Origin of the sequence: Roseobacter sp., assembly GCF_039970775.1 — a bacterium.
Lineage (GTDB): Bacteria > Pseudomonadota > Alphaproteobacteria > Rhodobacterales > Rhodobacteraceae > Roseobacter.
The window spans coordinates 1-18,334 of the sequence record NZ_JBDVLG010000013.1 but is presented as its reverse complement, the minus strand read 5'-3'; the positions used below and the strand labels follow the sequence as shown (position 1 = coordinate 18,334).

16 protein-coding genes and 1 pseudogene are annotated in these 18,334 nt (G+C 56.2%); 7 read left to right on the top strand and 10 right to left on the bottom strand.

Features of this window, described 5'->3' with window-relative positions:
* Nucleotides 1-270 precede the first annotated feature (270 nt).
* Nucleotides 271-942: a GntR family transcriptional regulator gene (locus ABJH13_RS02540; RefSeq protein WP_348404646.1), complete on the top strand. Its 672-nt coding sequence runs from the start codon at nt 271-273 to the stop codon at nt 940-942.
* Here the strand turns inward: ABJH13_RS02540 and ABJH13_RS02535 are convergent.
* Genes ABJH13_RS02535 through ABJH13_RS02515 form a run of 5 tightly spaced genes read right to left on the bottom strand, consistent with a single transcriptional unit; the run spans nt 928 to nt 6,286 of the window.
* Nucleotides 928-1,755, bottom strand: a complete 828-nt coding sequence (locus tag ABJH13_RS02535) for a sulfite exporter TauE/SafE family protein (RefSeq protein WP_348404645.1) — start codon at nt 1,753-1,755, stop codon at nt 928-930. The two genes, ABJH13_RS02540 and ABJH13_RS02535, sit on opposite strands and share 15 nt — an antisense overlap.
* A 7-nt stretch (nt 1,756-1,762) precedes the next feature.
* A complete protein-coding gene (locus ABJH13_RS02530) occupies nt 1,763-3,343 on the bottom strand; it encodes a gamma-glutamyltransferase (protein WP_348404644.1) in 1,581 nt (526 codons plus the stop codon).
* 4 nt (nt 3,344-3,347) lie between these two features.
* Entirely contained in the window at nt 3,348-4,673 is a 1,326-nt protein-coding gene (locus ABJH13_RS02525) for a TRAP transporter large permease subunit (RefSeq protein WP_348404643.1), read from the bottom strand.
* A gap of 3 nt (nt 4,674-4,676) precedes the next feature.
* The gene (locus ABJH13_RS02520; RefSeq protein WP_348404642.1) at nt 4,677-5,201 is read right to left on the bottom strand and encodes a TRAP transporter small permease subunit; all 525 of its coding nucleotides are present in this window, start codon (nt 5,199-5,201) and stop codon (nt 4,677-4,679) included.
* An 8-nt stretch (nt 5,202-5,209) separates the two neighbouring features.
* On the bottom strand, nt 5,210-6,286 hold the full coding sequence (locus ABJH13_RS02515; RefSeq protein WP_348322448.1) for a TRAP transporter substrate-binding protein: 1,077 nt from the start codon (nt 6,284-6,286) through the stop codon (nt 5,210-5,212).
* 765 nt (nt 6,287-7,051) lie between these two features.
* Between ABJH13_RS02515 and ABJH13_RS02510 the strand changes: the two genes are divergently transcribed.
* From ABJH13_RS02510 to ABJH13_RS02485, 6 genes are read left to right on the top strand one after another with little or no spacing between them, the layout of a single operon-like run.
* Nucleotides 7,052-8,302 carry a class I SAM-dependent methyltransferase gene (locus ABJH13_RS02510; protein ID WP_348404641.1) on the top strand — a complete coding sequence of 417 codons (1,251 nt, stop codon included), beginning with the start codon at nt 7,052-7,054 and terminating at the stop codon, nt 8,300-8,302.
* A 3-nt stretch (nt 8,303-8,305) separates the two neighbouring features.
* On the top strand, nt 8,306-9,076 hold the full coding sequence (rfbF, locus tag ABJH13_RS02505) for a glucose-1-phosphate cytidylyltransferase (protein ID WP_348322450.1): 771 nt from the start codon (nt 8,306-8,308) through the stop codon (nt 9,074-9,076).
* The gene (locus tag ABJH13_RS02500; protein ID WP_348404640.1) at nt 9,058-10,182 is read left to right on the top strand and encodes an NAD-dependent epimerase/dehydratase family protein; all 1,125 of its coding nucleotides are present in this window, start codon (nt 9,058-9,060) and stop codon (nt 10,180-10,182) included. The genes rfbF and ABJH13_RS02500 overlap by 19 nt, the downstream gene beginning before the upstream one ends.
* Complete coding sequence (locus ABJH13_RS02495; protein WP_348404639.1) at nt 10,179-10,634, top strand: hypothetical protein; 456 nt, start codon at nt 10,179-10,181, stop codon at nt 10,632-10,634. The genes ABJH13_RS02500 and ABJH13_RS02495 overlap by 4 nt, the downstream gene beginning before the upstream one ends.
* Complete coding sequence (locus tag ABJH13_RS02490) at nt 10,634-11,998, top strand: UDP-glucose/GDP-mannose dehydrogenase family protein (protein WP_348404638.1); 1,365 nt, start codon at nt 10,634-10,636, stop codon at nt 11,996-11,998. Before ABJH13_RS02495 ends, ABJH13_RS02490 begins: the two co-directional genes overlap by 1 nt.
* Entirely contained in the window at nt 11,892-13,214 is a 1,323-nt protein-coding gene (locus ABJH13_RS02485; RefSeq protein WP_348404637.1) for a Gfo/Idh/MocA family oxidoreductase, read from the top strand. The genes ABJH13_RS02490 and ABJH13_RS02485 overlap by 107 nt, the downstream gene beginning before the upstream one ends.
* On the opposite strand, the gene ABJH13_RS02480 is transcribed toward ABJH13_RS02485, so the two are convergent.
* The 5 genes and pseudogenes from ABJH13_RS02480 to ABJH13_RS02460 all read right to left on the bottom strand — a co-directional run.
* A complete protein-coding gene (locus ABJH13_RS02480) occupies nt 13,211-13,597 on the bottom strand; it encodes a GtrA family protein (RefSeq protein ID WP_348404636.1) in 387 nt (128 codons plus the stop codon). The genes ABJH13_RS02485 and ABJH13_RS02480 overlap by 4 nt on opposite strands.
* On the bottom strand, nt 13,594-14,289 hold the full coding sequence (locus ABJH13_RS02475) for a class I SAM-dependent methyltransferase (RefSeq protein ID WP_348404635.1): 696 nt from the start codon (nt 14,287-14,289) through the stop codon (nt 13,594-13,596). The genes ABJH13_RS02480 and ABJH13_RS02475 overlap by 4 nt, the downstream gene beginning before the upstream one ends.
* Complete coding sequence (locus tag ABJH13_RS02470) at nt 14,286-15,344, bottom strand: glycosyltransferase family 2 protein (RefSeq protein ID WP_348404634.1); 1,059 nt, start codon at nt 15,342-15,344, stop codon at nt 14,286-14,288. The genes ABJH13_RS02475 and ABJH13_RS02470 overlap by 4 nt, the downstream gene beginning before the upstream one ends.
* A gap of 19 nt (nt 15,345-15,363) precedes the next feature.
* The gene (locus ABJH13_RS02465) at nt 15,364-17,496 is read right to left on the bottom strand and encodes a hypothetical protein (protein ID WP_348404633.1); all 2,133 of its coding nucleotides are present in this window, start codon (nt 17,494-17,496) and stop codon (nt 15,364-15,366) included.
* 531 nt (nt 17,497-18,027) lie between these two features.
* Nucleotides 18,028-18,198: pseudogene (locus ABJH13_RS02460) on the bottom strand (integrase core domain-containing protein); the annotation flags it as partial.
* Nucleotides 18,199-18,334 lie beyond the last annotated feature (136 nt).

The following is an 18,334-nucleotide window of genomic DNA, read 5'->3' as shown; positions in this document are numbered from 1 at the left end:
ATCGCACTCTTTCGTTTTGGTGCGAGCGGTCTGGCAATGGCTGGATGCTCTTTGCGGGCAAAGAAACCATGTATCGTGCTCTGTCGCAAGCCCTTGAGCGATCGCATATCCCTAAATGACGTTAAAAAGGTCGGGTGTTTGCCAGCGTTCAATCGAGACAGAAAAGGCTGGACAATTAAAGGCGCGATTCAGAACGCGCCATTGCCGCGCAACCGTGCGCGGGGTAAAGCATTTGTGGTACGGTGGCACAGGATAAGTGTTGGGGAGGATATGGAAAACCTGCAAGACGGCAGCCGAGAGGTGCAAAGCACCAGTATTGCCAGCACGCTGGAGAGTGAGATCGTAAATGGCGATATCGCGGCGGGAACCAAGCTGGATGAGGCCGGGTTAACCCGGCGATTTGGGGTGTCGCGCACGCCAATCAGAGAAGCGCTGCATGTGCTGGTGGCCAAGTCGCTGGCCGAACGGGTGCCTTACCGCGGTGTCATCGTGAATGAGATCACCGAAGAGCGGATTGCCCAGATGTTCGAAGCAATGGGCGAAATGGAGGCTCTGTGTGGCCGGCTGGCCAGTGAACGCATGACAATGGGTGAACGCGCAGCATTAGAAGCGCAGCACCGCCAGATGACTGCGATTTCGCATGCAGGCGGGATCGGGGCATATGAGGCCGCAAACGTGATCTTTCATGACATGATCCATGCAGGCGCGCATAACGTTGATCTGGCTGACTTGTCGATGGCGCTGCGGTTAAAGCTGGCGCCGTTCCGCAAGTCGCAACTGAGCTCAACGGAGCGCATGAAGCGTTCGAATGTAGAGCACGAGGCAATTGTGACCGCGATCTTGGACCGCGATCCGCAAGAGGCCGAACGCTGTTTGCGCAGGCATCTGTTTAGTGCGGCACAGGAAGTATTGCTGCGCCGCCAGCCTTTACCCCAAGACTGACGCCAGCATCCGCACGGCTGTCAGTAGCAAGAACGCGGCAAAGACCCGTTTGATCCAGACCGTATCGACCGCATGGGCCAGTTTCGCACCCAGAGGCGCAAAGCTGACTGTAAACGGCAAAATCACCACCGCAGCGGGCAGGCTGATGTAGCCCAGTGACAAGGGCGGGCGATCCGGAATACCCCACCCTGAAATCACAAAACCAACGGCAGCAGGCAGCGCGATGAGAAACCCAAAGGCGGCGGCGGTGCCGACGGCGCGCCTGATCTCGACCGAAAAAGCACAAAGCAACGGCACCGACAACGTGCCGCCCCCGATGCCCATCAATGCAGACAACAGACCCGTCACAGACGACATCGCCCCGGTTGCGCCCCTGCCCTGAGGCAAGGACGGCGCAACCACAAGAGTGCGCGGCAACATCATGTTAACTGCCACGATCATCGCCAAGCCGCCAAAGATCACACGCAAGCCGTCGGCGTCGATGAACCGGGCCACCAACCCCCCCGCCAGCGCGCCGATCACCAAGCCGGGCCCCCAGAGCTTGAGCAATGCGCGGTCCAATGTGCCGCGCGCATCATGGGCGCGGGCCGAAGAGATGGAGGTGAATATGATTGTCGCAAGCGACGTCGCCACGGCCATATGCATCGATAATTCAGCAGGGAATTCCGTCAGCGACAGCAGCCAAAACAGCACCGGCACCAGCACAATGCCCCCGCCCACGCCCAGAAGACCTGCCAAAATACCGGCCGATATTGCAGCAAGAATAACGCCGCCCAAGACCAAGATAAGTTGCAGTGTGGTAAGATCTGTCATGATGTCCTCAAAAACTTAGTGCGGCGCCATCGGCGCGCGGGTCGCTGGCGGCTTCAAGCAACCCCGAGGGGTGGCGTACAACGGCGCCCGCATGGCCCGCAAGGTCAGAATATTCAGGCACCATCTCGACGGCATGACCGGCCTGACGCAGGGCCGCAACAAGATCGGGATCCATGCGGCGTTCTAGTTTCAGGGAGGTCGTATTGTCGCCCCAGGTCTTGCCCAAAAGCCAGCGTGGGGCGTCGATAGCGCGTTGCAGGTCCATCCCATGGTCGGCATAGCGGGTAAAGACCGCAGCCTGCGTTTGGGGCTGGCCCTCACCGCCCATCGTGCCGTACGCCATGATCCGCCCGTCGTTCAATTCAGCCATAGCGGGGTTGAGCGTATGAAAGGGCACGCGTCCGGGGGTCAGTTGGTTCGGCCCCGGCGCCAGCGAAAAGCCCGCCCCACGGTTTTGGAAAAACACGCCCGTGTCGGGGCAGGTCAACCCGCTGCCAAATTCCCAAAACACCGACTGGATAAAACTAACGGTTGTACCTGCCGCATCGCTGGCCGCCATATAGACGGTATCGCCCGCCTTTGGGTCGTGGGGCCAAGGCAGCGCGCGGGTTGGGTCAACACGGGCGGCCAGCGCGTCCAGTTTGTCGGGTGTCAGCCAATCCTGCGCGTCTGTGGCCATGCCCGTTGGGTCACCAAGTTCGGCATTGCGCAGGATGAACGCCTGTTTTGTGGCTTCGATCAGCCCATGCACATGGGCAAAACTCTCACCCGTGGCACGCGCCAGCCGATCGTAGATGCCAAGGATCATCAGCGACGACACGCCCTGTGTTGGGGGCGTCATATTCCACAACCGACCCCAGTGCGTCTCAAGCATCAGCGGTTTCACGGTTGGCGCATGTTGCGCGGCAAAATCGGCCCCTCGGAGCGGAGACCCCTGTGCCGTCAGAAACGCATCATGGGCGCGCGCGATGTCGCCTTCGTAAAAGGCGCGTGTGCCATGCTGTGCGATCTGCTTGAGGGTCTGACCAAGCGCGGGTTGTTTCAGCCGGGCCCCCGGTGCGGGTACTGTGCCCCCCTCCAAGAAGTGCTGCGCGAAGCCCGGAACATCCACAAGACCGTCCAGCTTTTCGGTGGTGGTGCGTGACTGATTGCCGGTAACGGCGATGCCATCGTGGGCATAAGAGATCGCGGGTTCCATCAGCCGGGACAAAGGCAGCGGGTCATCTACAAGCGACAGCGCCGTTTCCCATCCGGCGATCGTGCCGGGTACGGTCAGGGCCGCAGGCGCGCCACGGGCGGGGATGGTGTCAGAATGCCCCCGTTTGGCGTACCAGTCTGGCGTGGCCATCGCGGCCGCCCGGCCGCCTGCAAAAACACCGATGGGCGCCGCACCGGGCTGTCGGATCAACCAAAACCCATCGCCGCCTATGCCGTTCATGTGGGGATAGACCACCGCGATTGTTGCCGCAGCGGCAACCATCGCCTCGATGGCCGAGCCGCCTTCGCTTAGAACATGTTGGCCCGCCAGTGCCGCGGCGCGGTGTGGGGCGCTGATGGCGCCGTTATATCCCAAAGCAGCAGTTAACATTGTTTCACCATCCAATCGCCTGAGGAAGCCATAGCGCAAGGCCGGGATAAGTATAAACCAAAAACAATCCCATGATCTGCAACCCAATAAACGGCAGAACTCCTTTGTAAATCATACCGGTTTTCACTTCGGGGGGTGCCACACCCTTGAGAAAGAACAGCGCCCATCCGAAAGGCGGTGTCAGAAAAGAGGTCTGCAAGTTCATCGCGACAAGGATCGCGACCCATGCCATATCGACCCCTGAGGACAGGAAGACCGGTAGAAACAGCGGTAAAGCGATGTAGGAAATTTCGATCCACTCAAGGAAGAACCCCAAGATGAACAGCAAGATCATCAACACAAGGATCTGCCCGTCGAGCCCGCCAGGCACATCAGAAAACACTGATTGCACAAGATGCTCGCCGCCCAGCCCACGAAAGGCCAAGCCAAAGGGCTGCGCAAAGATCAAGATCAGGAACACCATTGCCGAGGTCACAAAGGCCGCGCGCACAGTATCACGCAGGATCTTGTAGTTCAGGCGGCCCGCCAGCGCCGCAAGGACAATGGCACCAAAGGCCCCCATAGACGCGGCCTCGGTTGGAGCGGCGACACCGCCAATGATCGATCCCAGCACCACAAAGATAAGGGCAATGGGGGGAAACACCACCTTGACCAGTTTGACCGCCAGCTGGCGTTTGGATGTCAGGGCGCGTTCTTCTGCGGGGATCGCGGGCACTTTGTCGGGTGCGAAGACGCCGAGCAACAAAACATAGGCGACAAACAGGCTTGCCAAGATCAGGCCGGGAAAGAGAGCCGCCGCAAAGAGCGTGCCGACGCTTTCGCCCATGATGTCGGCCAAAAGGATCAATACGAGGCTCGGCGGGATGATCTGCCCCAAGGTGCCCGACGCACAGATCACGCCTGACGTCACGCCCACATCATAGCCTCGACGCAACAACGGCCTAAGGGCGATCAGACCCATCGTCACTACGGTCGCGCCGACGACACCCGATGCGGCCCCCATCAACACACCCACAAGGATAATGGCCAGCGCCATACCACCGCGCAACCCGCCCATAGCGAGGCCAATGACCTCGAGCAGTTCCTCGGCGATCTTGGATTTCTCGAGCATGATGCCCATAAAAATAAACAACGGCAAAGCGAGCAGTGTATAATTGGTCACGACACCAAAGATACGCGCGGGCATCAAGGTAAACAGCATGCCGCCAAATCCCCAATACCCAAAGACAAAACCCGTCAGCCCAAGGCACACGGCAACTGGTACACCGGCAAGCAACAGGGCAAAGAAAGACCCGATCATGCTCAGGGCCAGAATTTCTGTGAATGGCATAGGTTATTCTTTCATTTCGGGCCCGTGGCCCATCACACGCAACAGGGCCTCGGCGCACATGGCAAGAGCCTGAACCGCCAGCAGGACAAACGACACCGGCAGCAGTGCCTTGAGCAGATAGCGGTGCGGCAGGCCACCCGGATCAGGAGAACTTTCGCCGATGGAATAGCTTTGCTGGACGAAATTCAGGCTCAGCCAGGCGATTACCAAGGCGCACCCACACAGGGCCACCGTCGCAAAGACGTCGATGAGGGACTGCCTGCGCTGCGACATTCGGCTGTAAAAGATATCAACACGAACCTCTCCGCCTTGGTTCAGCCCATAGGACATTCCAAACAGTGCGGAGGCTGCCATCAGATGCCATTCGGCCTCTTGCAAAGCGACGGTGCCGAAGGAAAACAGGTAGCGGCCCAACACGTTAAAGGCCACAAGTAAGACCAGCGCCAGACCGCTCCAGGCGGTGACGTGGCCGATCACACGAACGAGGCCAGAGGCCCCGTTCGCGACAGTATTGAGCGTTTGACCCATCGTTCAGATCACAGGTTATAAAGTGGCGCTTCGGAGACCGCTGCCCAGCTTTCGTGTTCGGCTTTGAAAGCCATATAGGCGTCGTGGACCTTGCGTGTGGCAGGATCTGCTGCCGCGCCCTCTTCGAGCACCCTGTCCGTGACCGATTTAAGTTCGGCAACCACGCTTGCGGGCAACGTCTGGGCAATAACGCCTTCATTTTCCACTAAATCCTTGAGCGCGCTAGAGTTGTTTGCCTCGCACCACGTGTGGCTTTCGATGTTGCAAGCCATGGCGGCCGCTTCGACGATGGCTTGTAGGTCCTCGGGCAAGCTGTCCCAGGCGGCTTTGCCAATCAACAGTTCGGTGACATTGGACGGCTCGTGCCAGCCGGTCGTGTAATAGTATTTCGCGGCATTCTGCAGGCCCAACCGGCGGTCCTGATAGGGGCCCACAAATTCGGCTGCATCAATCACGCCACGCTCCAAAGCGGGGAAGATCTCGCCGCCGGGCAGCAGACGCACGTCAACGCCAAGCTCGGCATAGACTTTGCCCGCAAGGCCGGGGATACGCATTTTCAGGTCTTTAAAGTCAGCCGCACTCTCAATTGGGTCGCGGAACCATCCGGTCATTTGTACGCCGGTGTTGCCCATGGGCAGCGCCTTCAGCCCGAGAGGTTCATAGAGTTCATCCCACAACTCCATACCGCCGCCATGATAAAGCCAGGCGTTCATCCCTTGGAAGTTCAGGCCAAAGGGAACGGTGGTGAAATATTGCGCCGCTGGCAAACGCCCGGCCCAAAAGTAAGCGTTGGCGGCATTCATCTGCACGGCGCCTGACCGTACGGCATCAAACCCTTCCAATGCGGGGATCAGTTCGCCAGCGGCAAAATGTTTGATCGTCAAACGACCCCCAGACATCTTCGACACCTTGTCGCAGAAATCCATCGGGCTGCCGGGACCTTCAACATAGAAGGGCGATCCGGGGCCATAGGCATTTGTCATCGTCCAGTTAAATGTGTCCTGCGCGCGTACGATGGAGGGCGCGGCAAGGGGGGCCGCGGCGCCGAGCGTGGCGGCAGAGAGGAGTAACTTTCTTCTATCCATGATCAGACCTTTTCGTTGAGAAGATGGGTCTTAAAGAAAGACCTCACCTGGAAAAGCGAGGGAAATTAGAGTAGAAATAGGCTGAAATGCCATTCTTTGTATACAATATATGCATAATTATCAATTTAGAATACAATACGCCTATTATTGCATCAACCCATGAACGTGTGCGATTCTACCAGACTAGCGTATTCAGCTCAGTTGAGAGTATTGGAGACGCGCCGGATCATACGTTTACAAAGAGCTATCCGATAAACCGGCTCTTACCCAACACATCTTCTTTTTTTGATCAATATCGCCGCGTTTGATGGTCCGCATTGCCTTGATCACGTCATGGTTTGCCATGCGGCCTACAACTTTTGAGAGTTTATGCGGCACCACAAATCGGCGGGTTGAGTTAGAAACCGCAAGGCATCTTTGGATATATTGTGATTAGGGATACAAAAGGGCCCGAAAAGCTACCCTGCTGTTAAATTCGGACCAATTGGGGCGCAGTGACAGTCGCTATCATGCCCGCGTCAGGCTGGGCAACCCGTGCCTCAAGCGTGGGATAGTGCCGGAATATCCAGACCACCAGTAGCCTCGTACGTTGAAACGCTGACCTGAAAGAGGGGCGATGTTGCGGCACTCGAAAGGACAAGCCTGCTATCAATCCTCAAGAACCTTCGCTTGTATTTCGGGTTGTCATGCCACCCACGGTAGGCCAAAGTCCCAACAGTATAGAAGGCCAAAGATCAAATGTTAAAATTCCAAACTGACGAGCGCGTGCAAGACATCGCCAGCGGACCTGTAACGCGTTGTCAGGTCTGCGGTTCCGAAAACCTAGAAACCGTTATTGATTTAGGCCACCAGCCGTTGTCCGACACACTGCCAACGATCGAAGAGCTGTCGCTGCCTGAACCAACCTACCCGCTGCGGCAAGTCTGGTGTTCGTCGTGTACCTTGTCCCAATTGGACTACGTTGTTCCTGGAGAACATGTCTTCCATCCTGAATATCCCTATCGTGCAGGGATCACGCGCGAGCTGGCCGAATACCAAGACGGCATGTCCGGCGAGTTAATAAAGGCGCTTGGCCTTAAATCTGACGATCTCGTTGTGGATATTGGATCGAACGATGGCACGCTCTTGTCAGGCTTCAAAACCCGCGGGATGCGCGCCGTCGGTGTCGAGCCAACCAATATTGCCAAGATCGCACAGGACGCTGGGATCGAGACGCTTCAGTGCTTTTTTGACGAGAAGTCTGCGCGCATGGTGCGCGAGAGCCATGGCCCCGCCCGGCTTGTGACAGCGACGAATGTGTTCGCTCACGTGGCAGCGCTTGGATCATTTCTACGTGGGCTTGATATATTACTGGGCGATGACGGGCTTTTCGTTCTTGAAAACCACTACCTTGTGGAGATCATGCGCGGCGGCCAGTTCGACACTATTTACCACGAGCACCTGAGATCCTATTCGCTTACATCGCTTGTGCGGCTTTTCGAATTGCATGGATATTCGGTGCTCGATGCCAGTCAGGTTAGTCGCTATGGCGGCAACATTCGCGTTGTTGTCGGGAAAGGCAAAGGCCGGCCAGCGTCGCGGCAAGTCGGTGAGATCCTCGCGATGGAGCGGGACTTTGGTCTGTTTGACCCGGAGTGTTATGCGCGTTTTCAGGCCCGGGCGCAGAAGGCCAAGATGGACCTGCTGACGTTGGCTATTGAATGCCAGCGGAAAGGTGCACCTCTGATCGGGAACTCTTGTCCCGCCCGCAGCGCGACACTGTTGAACTATGTGGGTATCAAGAAAGATCTGATGCCCTGGATCGCCGAACAGCCAACTTCGCTTAAACTTGGGCGTCACCTGTGCGGGACGCATATTCCAATCGTGGACAACGAACGCCTCATCAAAGAGCAGCCCGAATGTGTGGTCTTGTTGGCGTGGCATTACGCCAGACCCATCGCAGAGCAATTGCGCGCGCGCGGATTGCGGTCAAAGTTCATCGTGCCGCTCCCCGAAATGACCGTGTTAGACGTCTAACTCATGAAAGTTGTCATTCTTGCCGGCGGGCTTGGCACGCGGCTTTCCGAAGAAACCGCCCGTTTACCAAAGCCCATGGTCGAAATTGGTGGTCAGCCGATCCTTTGGCATATCATGAAGATCTTTGGGCACTATGGGCTCACTGATTTTGTCATCTGCCTTGGGTACAAGGGATTTGTGATCAAAGAGTATTTTTCCGATTTTCTTTTGCACCGCAGTGACGTGACCTTCGACCTGGAGGCAGGGACGCAATGCTACCTTCAATCCCGCTCTGAACCTTGGCGCGTTACACTCGTCGATACAGGGTTTGATACAATGACGGGCGGACGGGTCCGCGCCGTCCGCGACATCATCGGCGATGAAACCTTTTGTATGACCTATGGCGACGGCTTGTCAGACGTTGACATCGGTGCGCTGCAGCAGCATCACCGCGACAATGGCAAGCTTGCAACAGTGACCGCGATCCGTCAGCCGGGGCGTTTTGGCGCACTGCGGCTCGATGGCGCGAGCGTGGACGAAATGCGTGAGAAACCTGTCGGCGAAGACAATTGGATCAACGGCGGCTTTTTCGTACTCGAACCGGCCGTGCTCGATCGCGTTGCCGGGCCGGGTACCATCTGGGAAAAAGAGCCTCTGGAGAGCCTCGCACACGACGGCGAGCTGAGCGCCTACAGGCATGAGGGCTTCTGGCAGCCGATGGATACGCTTCGCGAAAAGACGATGCTAGAAAACGCCTGGTCCACCGGACAAGCACCATGGAAGGTCTGGAAATGAGTTCGGGAACACCGCAAAAATGCATATCGAAAATCTCTCTTGAAGATAGCCGCTCCGTGGCAATTGAATTGCAAGAAGCTCTCTTCGAACTCGCAGGCGAAACCGTTTTGGTCACTGGGGCCAGTGGCTTTTTGATGGGGTTTCTCGTTGATGTGCTTTGTGCATGGAACGATCTCGATCTCGCGCAGCCGATCCATGTAATTGCGCTAGACAACCACATGACGGGTAAACCTATTCGGCTGGCGCATCTGGACCGACGGCCCGATGTTACGATTTGCGCACATGATGTCACCGAAAACTACACGCCGGACCGGCCTGTACACCGGATCGTGCACGGCGCAAGCATTGCCTCGCCTATGGTCTATCGCCAGTTTCCGCTCGAAACCATAGACGCCAATGTCGGCGGCACACGGAACATGCTTGAACTGGCGCGCGCGCAGAAGGTGCGTGGCATGCTGGTCATGAGCACGAGCGAAATCTACGGCGATCCGGAACCCGACATGATCCCGACCCCCGAGGACTACAGGGGCAGTGTTTCATGCACTGGGCCGAGGGCCTGCTATGATGAATCCAAACGGCTCGCCGAAACCTTGGCGACGGTCTATGCTAAGAAATTCGGACTGCCAGTGGTTTCTATCCGGCCCTTCAACGTCTATGGGCCGGATTTCCGGCTAGATGATCAAAGGGTCCTTCCAGATTTCATAAGTGCGGCGCTGGCGGGCCAGTCAATTGTCCTGCTCAGCGATGGACGGCCCACTCGCACCTTCTGCTACGTCACTGACGCAGTGCGTGCGATGCTGCTTCTACTGATCCACGGAGACGCTGGAGAGGCCTACAATGTGGGTAATGATCTGGGTGAAATTTCGATGCTGGACCTCGCCCGGCAGGTCGCAAAGAGCGGAGCAGACGTACTTGGGTCCGAAATCGTCGAGGTCCAGTTCCAGCAAAGTGCGGACCCTGATTACCTCGTCGACAATCCCAATCGTCGCTGTCCGGATCTGACAAAAATTCGGGCTGCAATTCGGTGGAGCCCAGCGGTCAGCTTGCCTGACGGCTTGCGCAGAATGATAACGTCATATGTCGAACCAGAGAGCCACGGCCTGTGACCAAAAGCGCCCTGACCCACCCAGCAGCCCGCGTGGGGGCAATTTCCCACACCGATTACGCGAACACCGGGCTGGACCATGTCTTTCTGACCGGCGATCTACAAAAGCCGGCACCCCATCCGTTCTTTCGTGATGCGCGTGCCGAAATGATAATCTGCACCTACGTCGCGGGAGATGACGGCCGTCTTCATTGGCATGAGGCCGTTGATGAATATCAGATTATCCTTGAGGGACGGCTTGGGTTTCTAGAAGCCGCGACAGGCCAGACCCGTTGGTTCAACGCGGGAGATGTTTCCCACGTCCCTGCCGGTGCCTGTGTGCGGCGCCTCGTCCCAGATGGCGCACGAACTGTTACAATAAAAGTTCCGTCCCGCCCCCGCGACAAGGTCTTTTGCTCTGACTGTGCCAGGCATTGCAGCCTGCGCAAAGAGCCTTTTCAAGGGATGGCGTAATGCGAGTTGGCGTGGTTGGATGCGGGTTTGTTGGACTGGTGACAGCGGCCTGTTTCGCTGAAAATGGTCATGATGTGGTCTGTATCGAACGTGATGCAGCGCGCGTGGACATGATCGCGGCGGGCAAGGCACCGTTCTTTGAACCCAACCTCGATGACATGCTGAGCACCGCGCTCGGTGCTGGAGGTTTGCGTATCACCCCAGACATGGGCGCCGTATCAAATTGTGAGGTGATTTTTCTGGCGGTTGGTACGCCAACCGTCGATGGTACTATTGACCTGAGCCAGCTTCTTTCCGCCGCCCGTGATCTAGCGCAGCACATCTCTGCTTCGGCCCGCCCAGTCATCGTCGTGAAGAGCACTGTTGTTCCGGGCACCACCGAAGGGCCCGTCCGCGAGGCCATAGAGACCGGTCGGCCGGGCGTATCCTTCGCGCTGGCGATGAACCCGGAATTTCTGCGCGAAGGTAGCGCCGTCGCAGATTTTCAGGACCCCGATCGGATCGTATTGGGCACTGGGGATCGCGATGCATTGACCCTTTTGCGCGCACTTTACGCACCCTACGATTGCCCTGTGATTGAGACCACCGCAGAAACTGCCGAACTTTCCAAATACGCGAACAACGCTCTTTTGGCCACTTTGGTGTCTTTGATGAATGATCTTGCGACCATAAGCGAAGGGCTAGAGGGCACCGATATCGAAGCGGTGAGCGATGCGGTCGCGCTTGACCGGCGGCTTTCGCCTCTGGTCGACGGCACCATCATTCGTCCTGGTATTCTTAGCTATCTCCGCGCGGGTACAGGATTTGGCGGCAGTTGCCTACCAAAAGATGTGGCTGCCTTGGCACGGCTTTCGCACGATATGGGCCGGCCATCGGCAATGCTAGACGCTGTCCTCACCGCCAATTCTGACCGTCCGAAGCAATTACTGGCGCTGACGCGCGCGCGGCTTGGCACGTTGAACGACCGCAAGATCTCGCTGCTGGGCCTCGCCTTTAAACCGGGAACAGATGATACACGCGCATCAGTGGCCTTTGAAATTGCCGAACAATTGCACGCCGAGGGCGCGACTGTGACGGCCTTTGATCCACTTGTAAAAACATTGCCGCCTGCGTTTGCCGTGCCGATTGATCTGGCACCATCCGCAGAAGCAGCACTGGAGGACGCCGACGCAGCCCTAGTGGTCACGGCTTGGCCCCAGTTCGCCACGCTAGATTGGGTTACTCTGCCGGATCGAATGCGCCGCCCCTTGGTTGTGGATGGGCGCAATTTTCTGCGACATCATGATCTGCCTCAGCGGATTGAATATGTCCCCATTGGGGTCAACCCTGCGGACCACAGCGGGCAGCCGGACAGACATGAGTGAAGCCAGCACGGGGATTGCTCTCTTTGGAGGGGGGCGATGGTCAAGGGTGCTACTGACTGAACTACACCGCCACATGTTGTCATGGGAAAAAGTTCTATGGGTGTCGCAGACCAGCGTCGAAGATCGTCAGAACTTTCTTCAGCAGGCTGGTCTGGGTAGCCGCGTCTCACTCTGGACCGGGGCTGACGCTGCATTGGCGAAACGCCCATTCGCCACAATTGTGGCAACCGAACCTTTGAACCACCCTGCATTGACCACCGCAGCGCTTAAAGCGCAAACGCACGTGCTGGTAGAGAAACCGATGGCGCTGGATTATCAGAGCGCAGAGGCACTTTGCGACCTCGCGGACCATCAAGACCGGCTTCTTGCCGTAGATTTAGTGTTTCGTACCGCACCCTTTCTGCAGCTATTTGCTGCGAAGCTCCACGTACCGGTCTCTGAAATCATCATCGACTGGCAAGATCCTGCAAGCGAAATCCGCCATGGCAGCGCAAAGACTCCGCGCATCGGCACGCCCTTGGTCTGGGATGTCTTTCCGCATATTTGGTCGATCGCACGGGCCATAGCCCCAGACGCCGACTGGGAAATTATTAGTGCGAAAACGACAAAAACGGGCACTATTGCAATCGAGGGTCGCGCGGAGAATATGGTGCTGCGCGCGACCCTCGGGCGACGCGCAGAGCGCCGCATCCGATCGGTCACCGTCAAAGGCACCAATTCAGCGACCACATCGTTGGATTTTTCCACCGAACCCGGCATGATCCGCGGGGCCGACGAAACTGTTACTCCGCAAGCCATACCATCGAAAAGGCCCCTCGAGACAGTTCTGTCGTCATTTTTGTCATCGGCACGCGATGGAGCCACAGATCACGCCTTGGCCGCCCGCCGTAATCTTGGCAGTGTCGCAACTGCGCAGCAGGCGCAAGCGGCGCTCGCAATCAATGACACACGTCTGATCGGGACATGGAAGGCCGGCGCAGTTGCCCCAACGACCTTGCAGCTTGCCGAGATTTTGACCGGACACCTCGCGCCGTTGGTTGTTCGGCGCGGCTTTGCAGGAGAACAGCCTTACAAAGTCTGGGATCCGACATGGACCGAGCACTTAGCAGAGCAACTTCCAACAGCGCTCCATCCCGACGACTGCGTCTCGCCCGAGCGGTTGTTTGCGCGGCTGCATGAACTTTTGGATGGGGTTCGCACGCCTATCTCAAGTTAACGCTGTGGTCGGAAAACCCAGCCTAGCAAAAGCAGAAAATTAGCAGATACGACGGCGGCGGTCGCGACCAAGAAACTTAAGACCTTTGGTAAGCCGAAAGTAGATTCACATAGATAAACAGCTACCGTCGACAGCGAAAACGCAAAACAAGCCGTTACCATAAACCGCGGCAACGTACGCGCCATTGCCTGTTTATCGCGAAAAACGAAGAAACGTTGGATGCAATAACTGCTTGGGATTGCCAGACAAATCGCCCAAAAATGAGTTGCCATGCTGGTTGTTTGTGTCCAGGTGCTCAAGGCAAAGGCAAGACCAGCATAAACCAGCGTTGCGACCCCGCCCCCAAGTCCAAAACGCAACAACAGAGGAAACATCTGTTTCATGAGGCAGGCTTGAGCGCACATTGACAGTATTGCGCACCCAAGGGCAGCTTGCCCAGTCCGCGATCCAGTGATCGAAAGATGGGCGCTTCAAAAGGCGTAAAGAGGAGATATTGCGTTGTCACCGAATGCAGGCCCGCGTTCATCGCCAGCTTGCGAACCTCACGTGGCCAAAGAATAACCGCGTTCTCATCAATTGGGCATGTTCGCACGATGTATTGGGTAAGAGGGTTCAGTGGATTATGTTCGATTACGACACACAGGCCTCCAGGGCGCAGAACCCGGGCCATCTCTTGCATGAAGTTTCTTCGCTGTTCAGGAAGGACATGATGCATAACGCAGATCGTGAAGGCGACATCAAAGCTGCGGTCGTCATACGGGAGCCGATGTCCGTTGTAGGCGTCGAAAAGAACATTTGGGTTCATTTTACGGGCCTCGTCAATCACATCGGCGGCATTGTCGACGCCCCGCAGACGAAGGCTCGGACGTGCTTCCAGAAGATAGGGGTGCACCAATCCATGACCGCAACCGATGTCGAGGATATCCAGCGGCCCATCAGGCATATGCTCTGCTAAGAGTGGGATGATGAGATCTGCTTTTGCTTTGGTAAAGAACGCAAGTGGTTTGCCGCTAAAGCGAATGGCGTCCTCGATGTCCTCGGCATAGGTGTCCCGAAATTGATCGAATTCGCTCATGATAGTTCGCTTTCCGTCTCAATTTGTTCTGAGGCGCTTGTCTTGGGTGCGGCTTTTATCGAATGCTCGGAAACTCCCGACGGAAAATTGGCCGTTTGTTCTATAATCGTCATCGGGCGCTTTTGCATTTGAAGGTAAAGTCGCCCAACATATTCGCCGATCACGCCAAGAAAGATTGCATTCAACCCGATTCCGAACAGGGTAAGAACGACCAGCGTGGAAAATCCTGATGGCCACTCGGACCCAAAGAATATACCGCCAATCAGATAACCCCCAGTTAGCAACACAGTGGCAACTGCGATCAACAGCCCGACGAAAGACGCGATCCGGAGTGGTAAAATCGAATGCGCCAACACACCTTCGGCAGCCAATCCGAACAGTCGACGTAGCGGGTATTTGCTCTCGCCGTGTTGACGGGCCTTTCGATCAAAGGGCACCCCAATCTGTCGCCGGGCCAATGACGAGGTCAATCCACGCGTATAGGGTTGCACGTCATCGATCCAGCGGAGCTGATCAAGAATTGATCGGTCGATGAGGCGGAAATCCCCGCCTCCGACGAGCATACTGTCACCTGCTAGCTTATTCATCAGGTGATAAAAGGCATTGCGCATGGTTTGAAGTACTTTGGGTTCATCGCGGTTGCGGCGAACACCGACTACTGCATCGTGGCCGTCTTCCCAATGCTGTAGGAATTCAACAAAAAGGTCAGGGGGATCCTGAAGATCGCAATCAATCTGTATTGCGGCATCTCCCGACGCGAGCCGATAGCCCGTCATGACTGATTTGTGGAAGCCAAAGTTGCGGGCAAACCGTGCGACGCGCACTCTTGGATCTTTCTCCGCGATCTGGGAAAGGCGGCCAAAGGTGTCGTCGGTGCTGTGATTGTCAGTGAAGATTAGCTCATGATCATAGTCAGGAACCGCATTCTCAAAAACCCGCGAGACCTCAGCATGGAGATTTGCGACGTTGTCTTCTTCATTGAAAACCGGGCAAATAATTGAGATCAATGGGCGCCGTTTTTCGAGTACGGCATCTGCCCTCGTCGCACCATCCATTATGTGTCACCCATGTGGTTCAAAACCCTTCCCTCAAAACTAGAACATTCCAGCCAGCCTGTTGTCCATCAAAACGATAATCCGGCGACAAGGTCTTGCGAACCTTTGAGTAGAAGTCCGCCGGACCTGAGCCGCCGAATATGTCACCCGGCACGCTTGTGATGTCGTGAAACAGAATAACCGGTGGTTGCGTCGCGCGTATCCTTAAAAGCAGATCATCCAGTGCGGCCTGAGTATGCGCTTCCCAGAATGGGTCACGCACCGGCACCATCGGGTGAACGCCGGAGACCACAGGCATCGAAAAGGAAAAGGGCGTAAAATAGACAAGTTCATCGCGGGCTGGATGTGCGCGCAAGTAGCCGGCGAGACGTTCCAGATGTTCGGCCAAGGCGGGTTGCAACCAAACGCCTGATAGCTGCGACGCGCCCGCGCCTTGAACAGGCTGGTTTACCGCCCGCGCGACGACAGTTGTTGTAGAAGACCAAACACCGTCCGCCAAGAGCGCTGCAAGAAGTATTGCGGGCACTTGAAAAAACTGGAGCCGCGGACGCTTTCCTTTCCAAAGTAAGGCCAGTCGCCGTGGATCCCAGAGAACCGGTAGCAAAATCGTGTACAAATAGAGATGGCTCCAAAGGTTGAGCGTTTGCGGCCTGTTCACATAATACGCCAGCCAAAGCGTGATCATGGCGGCGACCCCAGCGCGCAGTTGCTGGCGTGAAGTGAGCGGCCCGGATCGCCAGCGAATAGCGGCCTGGAGCATGATCCAGCTTGAATGCAGCGTTATGAGCAGTGCAAGCGCATCAATATCAACGAGCCGCAGCCCGCCAAACCCTTGACTGAATTTGATAATGAAACCAAAAAGGTCATCTGGTGTGGGCAGGATCCATAGTCCAAGAGCTACGCGCAGCACAACGGCAACCACCGCAATTCCGACGCCACTTCCTAGAAGTGTCCATCCTAGACAACGCGTTAAAGCCCCCAAAGTAAATTTGGGCGCCGCTGAGACGGTAAATACAAGCCCACCGAACAGCGCAGCCAGAGCGGTCTCAGGATTGTAAAAAATCAAAACCACAACCAGACCTCCCAGCGAAAGCCCCCGCACACGCAAGGGCGCGCCAAGCAGCATCACGAAGGTGATCAGAACAGCCGAAAACGGCAAAAATCGCCACCCAGTCTGATTAGGAAACCAATTCATATGGTACCCGGTAGCTAAGTCCGGAAGCACGATAAGTAATGGTAGAGCGACGTAGGGTCCCAATGTCATTAAGAGGCTGCCTCGCGGGCGTAACCAGAACAACACGCCCGCCAGTGCCACAAACATTGTGACTTGTAGCAGTTGTATGGCGCGGTACAGATCCCCCCAATTGGGCGTCGCGCCAAAGCGCTCTGCAGCGGCAGTAACTGCGGAAGGCAACAGCCCGTAGAAAGGTGACACATCCCGGAAGGGGATCTGCCCGTGAGCCAGCCGTTCTGCAGGCCCCAGAAGCATCGCGAAATGGAGATCGACCATACTAACCATCTGACTATCCCAAAAGGAAATATTCACTGGTAAAAACAGCCCCGCCAAAAGCACCACAGCCCCGCCGAGGGCCATAAGCGGCAGCGCAATCTTCCAACACCCGCGCCTCAGACCTGTGCGCATTGGCGCACCGATCAGATAGCAAGCGACAATTCCGACAAGTAGCGCCCATACGGGCACTGCTGTGATTAAGGCTGAACCGCGGTTCATTTCCCACAGACACAACACAATCAACGCAAGCAAACCTACGGCACCGCTTCGCTTCAAATTGCGCCAGAGCGTGTGTGCCGCACGGCGTCCCGGTCTGCCGTGTGCGGCGCTGGAGGGGATGAGCAATATAACCAAAACGCTCGCCCAGAGCCCCACAAACCAGACAATAAAACTAGCGCGTTGCGCAATTTGGTCGCGAAAGCCGCCAGACTGAATTAGGAATTCGCGCAATTCTGGTAGGATAAGTGCGTCAGGAACGATCCCATCACTTTCAAACCAGACGCGTAAAACGAAGAACGTAGCGAGGCCTAAAACGAACAAACTTGATACGATCATCGCAACTGAACTTGGAACAAGGAAGCGCCAATGTCCCGGCTGCTTAGCTACGGCAGAGGACTCTATGGTTTCATTCGTGTTCGTCAAAATCACACTCCACAGAGAGGTTGAGTTGGATCAAAAAGTCACCAGCACTGAAACGAAGCTTCGTGCACCGAAACGCTGCCAAAAATCGGCGCTAATAGAGCAGAACGACCACGCCTTACGGGACGCGTAGAAAACCAGTATTTCGCAAAAGGTATAGTAAGGTTTCCGAGATTGCGATCAAACGGATCAAGGATCAGCACCGTCGGTCCTCGCGGTCGTTTCTCAAAATACATGACACCCTTATGCCCAACTGAGCGTCGTCTTTCTGCCATGCACGGACACCGCTCACAGATCCCCGAAGTCCATTTCGGCCAAGCTCTAAAGTTTTTCAGTTCGCGTATCATCAGGTGTCAGTTTTAAAGCAGTCGGGTAGGTTACCCCCACCAAATGCAGGAAAGTAAACCATGGTTCAGAGAGGCATGCAATTCATGTGAACGCAGATGTGCAAGATTTTTACGCTCTGAGAAGGACTTTACTCGGCGATTGCTATCACAACGTTCGTGGCAGTTGCCCTGCTCCTGATTGAGTCCGCTAATTTAGGTTAGTTCTGTTCAGGTTTTGATCTTCTATTGACCGGTTAGCATATTCCGCTGGTGTCAGACCAGCGAGGCTTGTGTGTGGCCGGTGTTGGATAAAATCGATGCGCCATGCAGTGATCAGCTTATGGGCATGTTGCAGGTTGTCGAACAGGTGCTCAGGAAGTGTCTGAAACTCTTTGTATGGGGTTCGGCCCATGCTATTGAGACGGGTCATCTGTTGAACCGTTCTGGATAAAGAATGGCGAACTGATTGCGAGCGGCAACCCATTCCCTGACGCACCACCCAGCTTTCTCAAAGC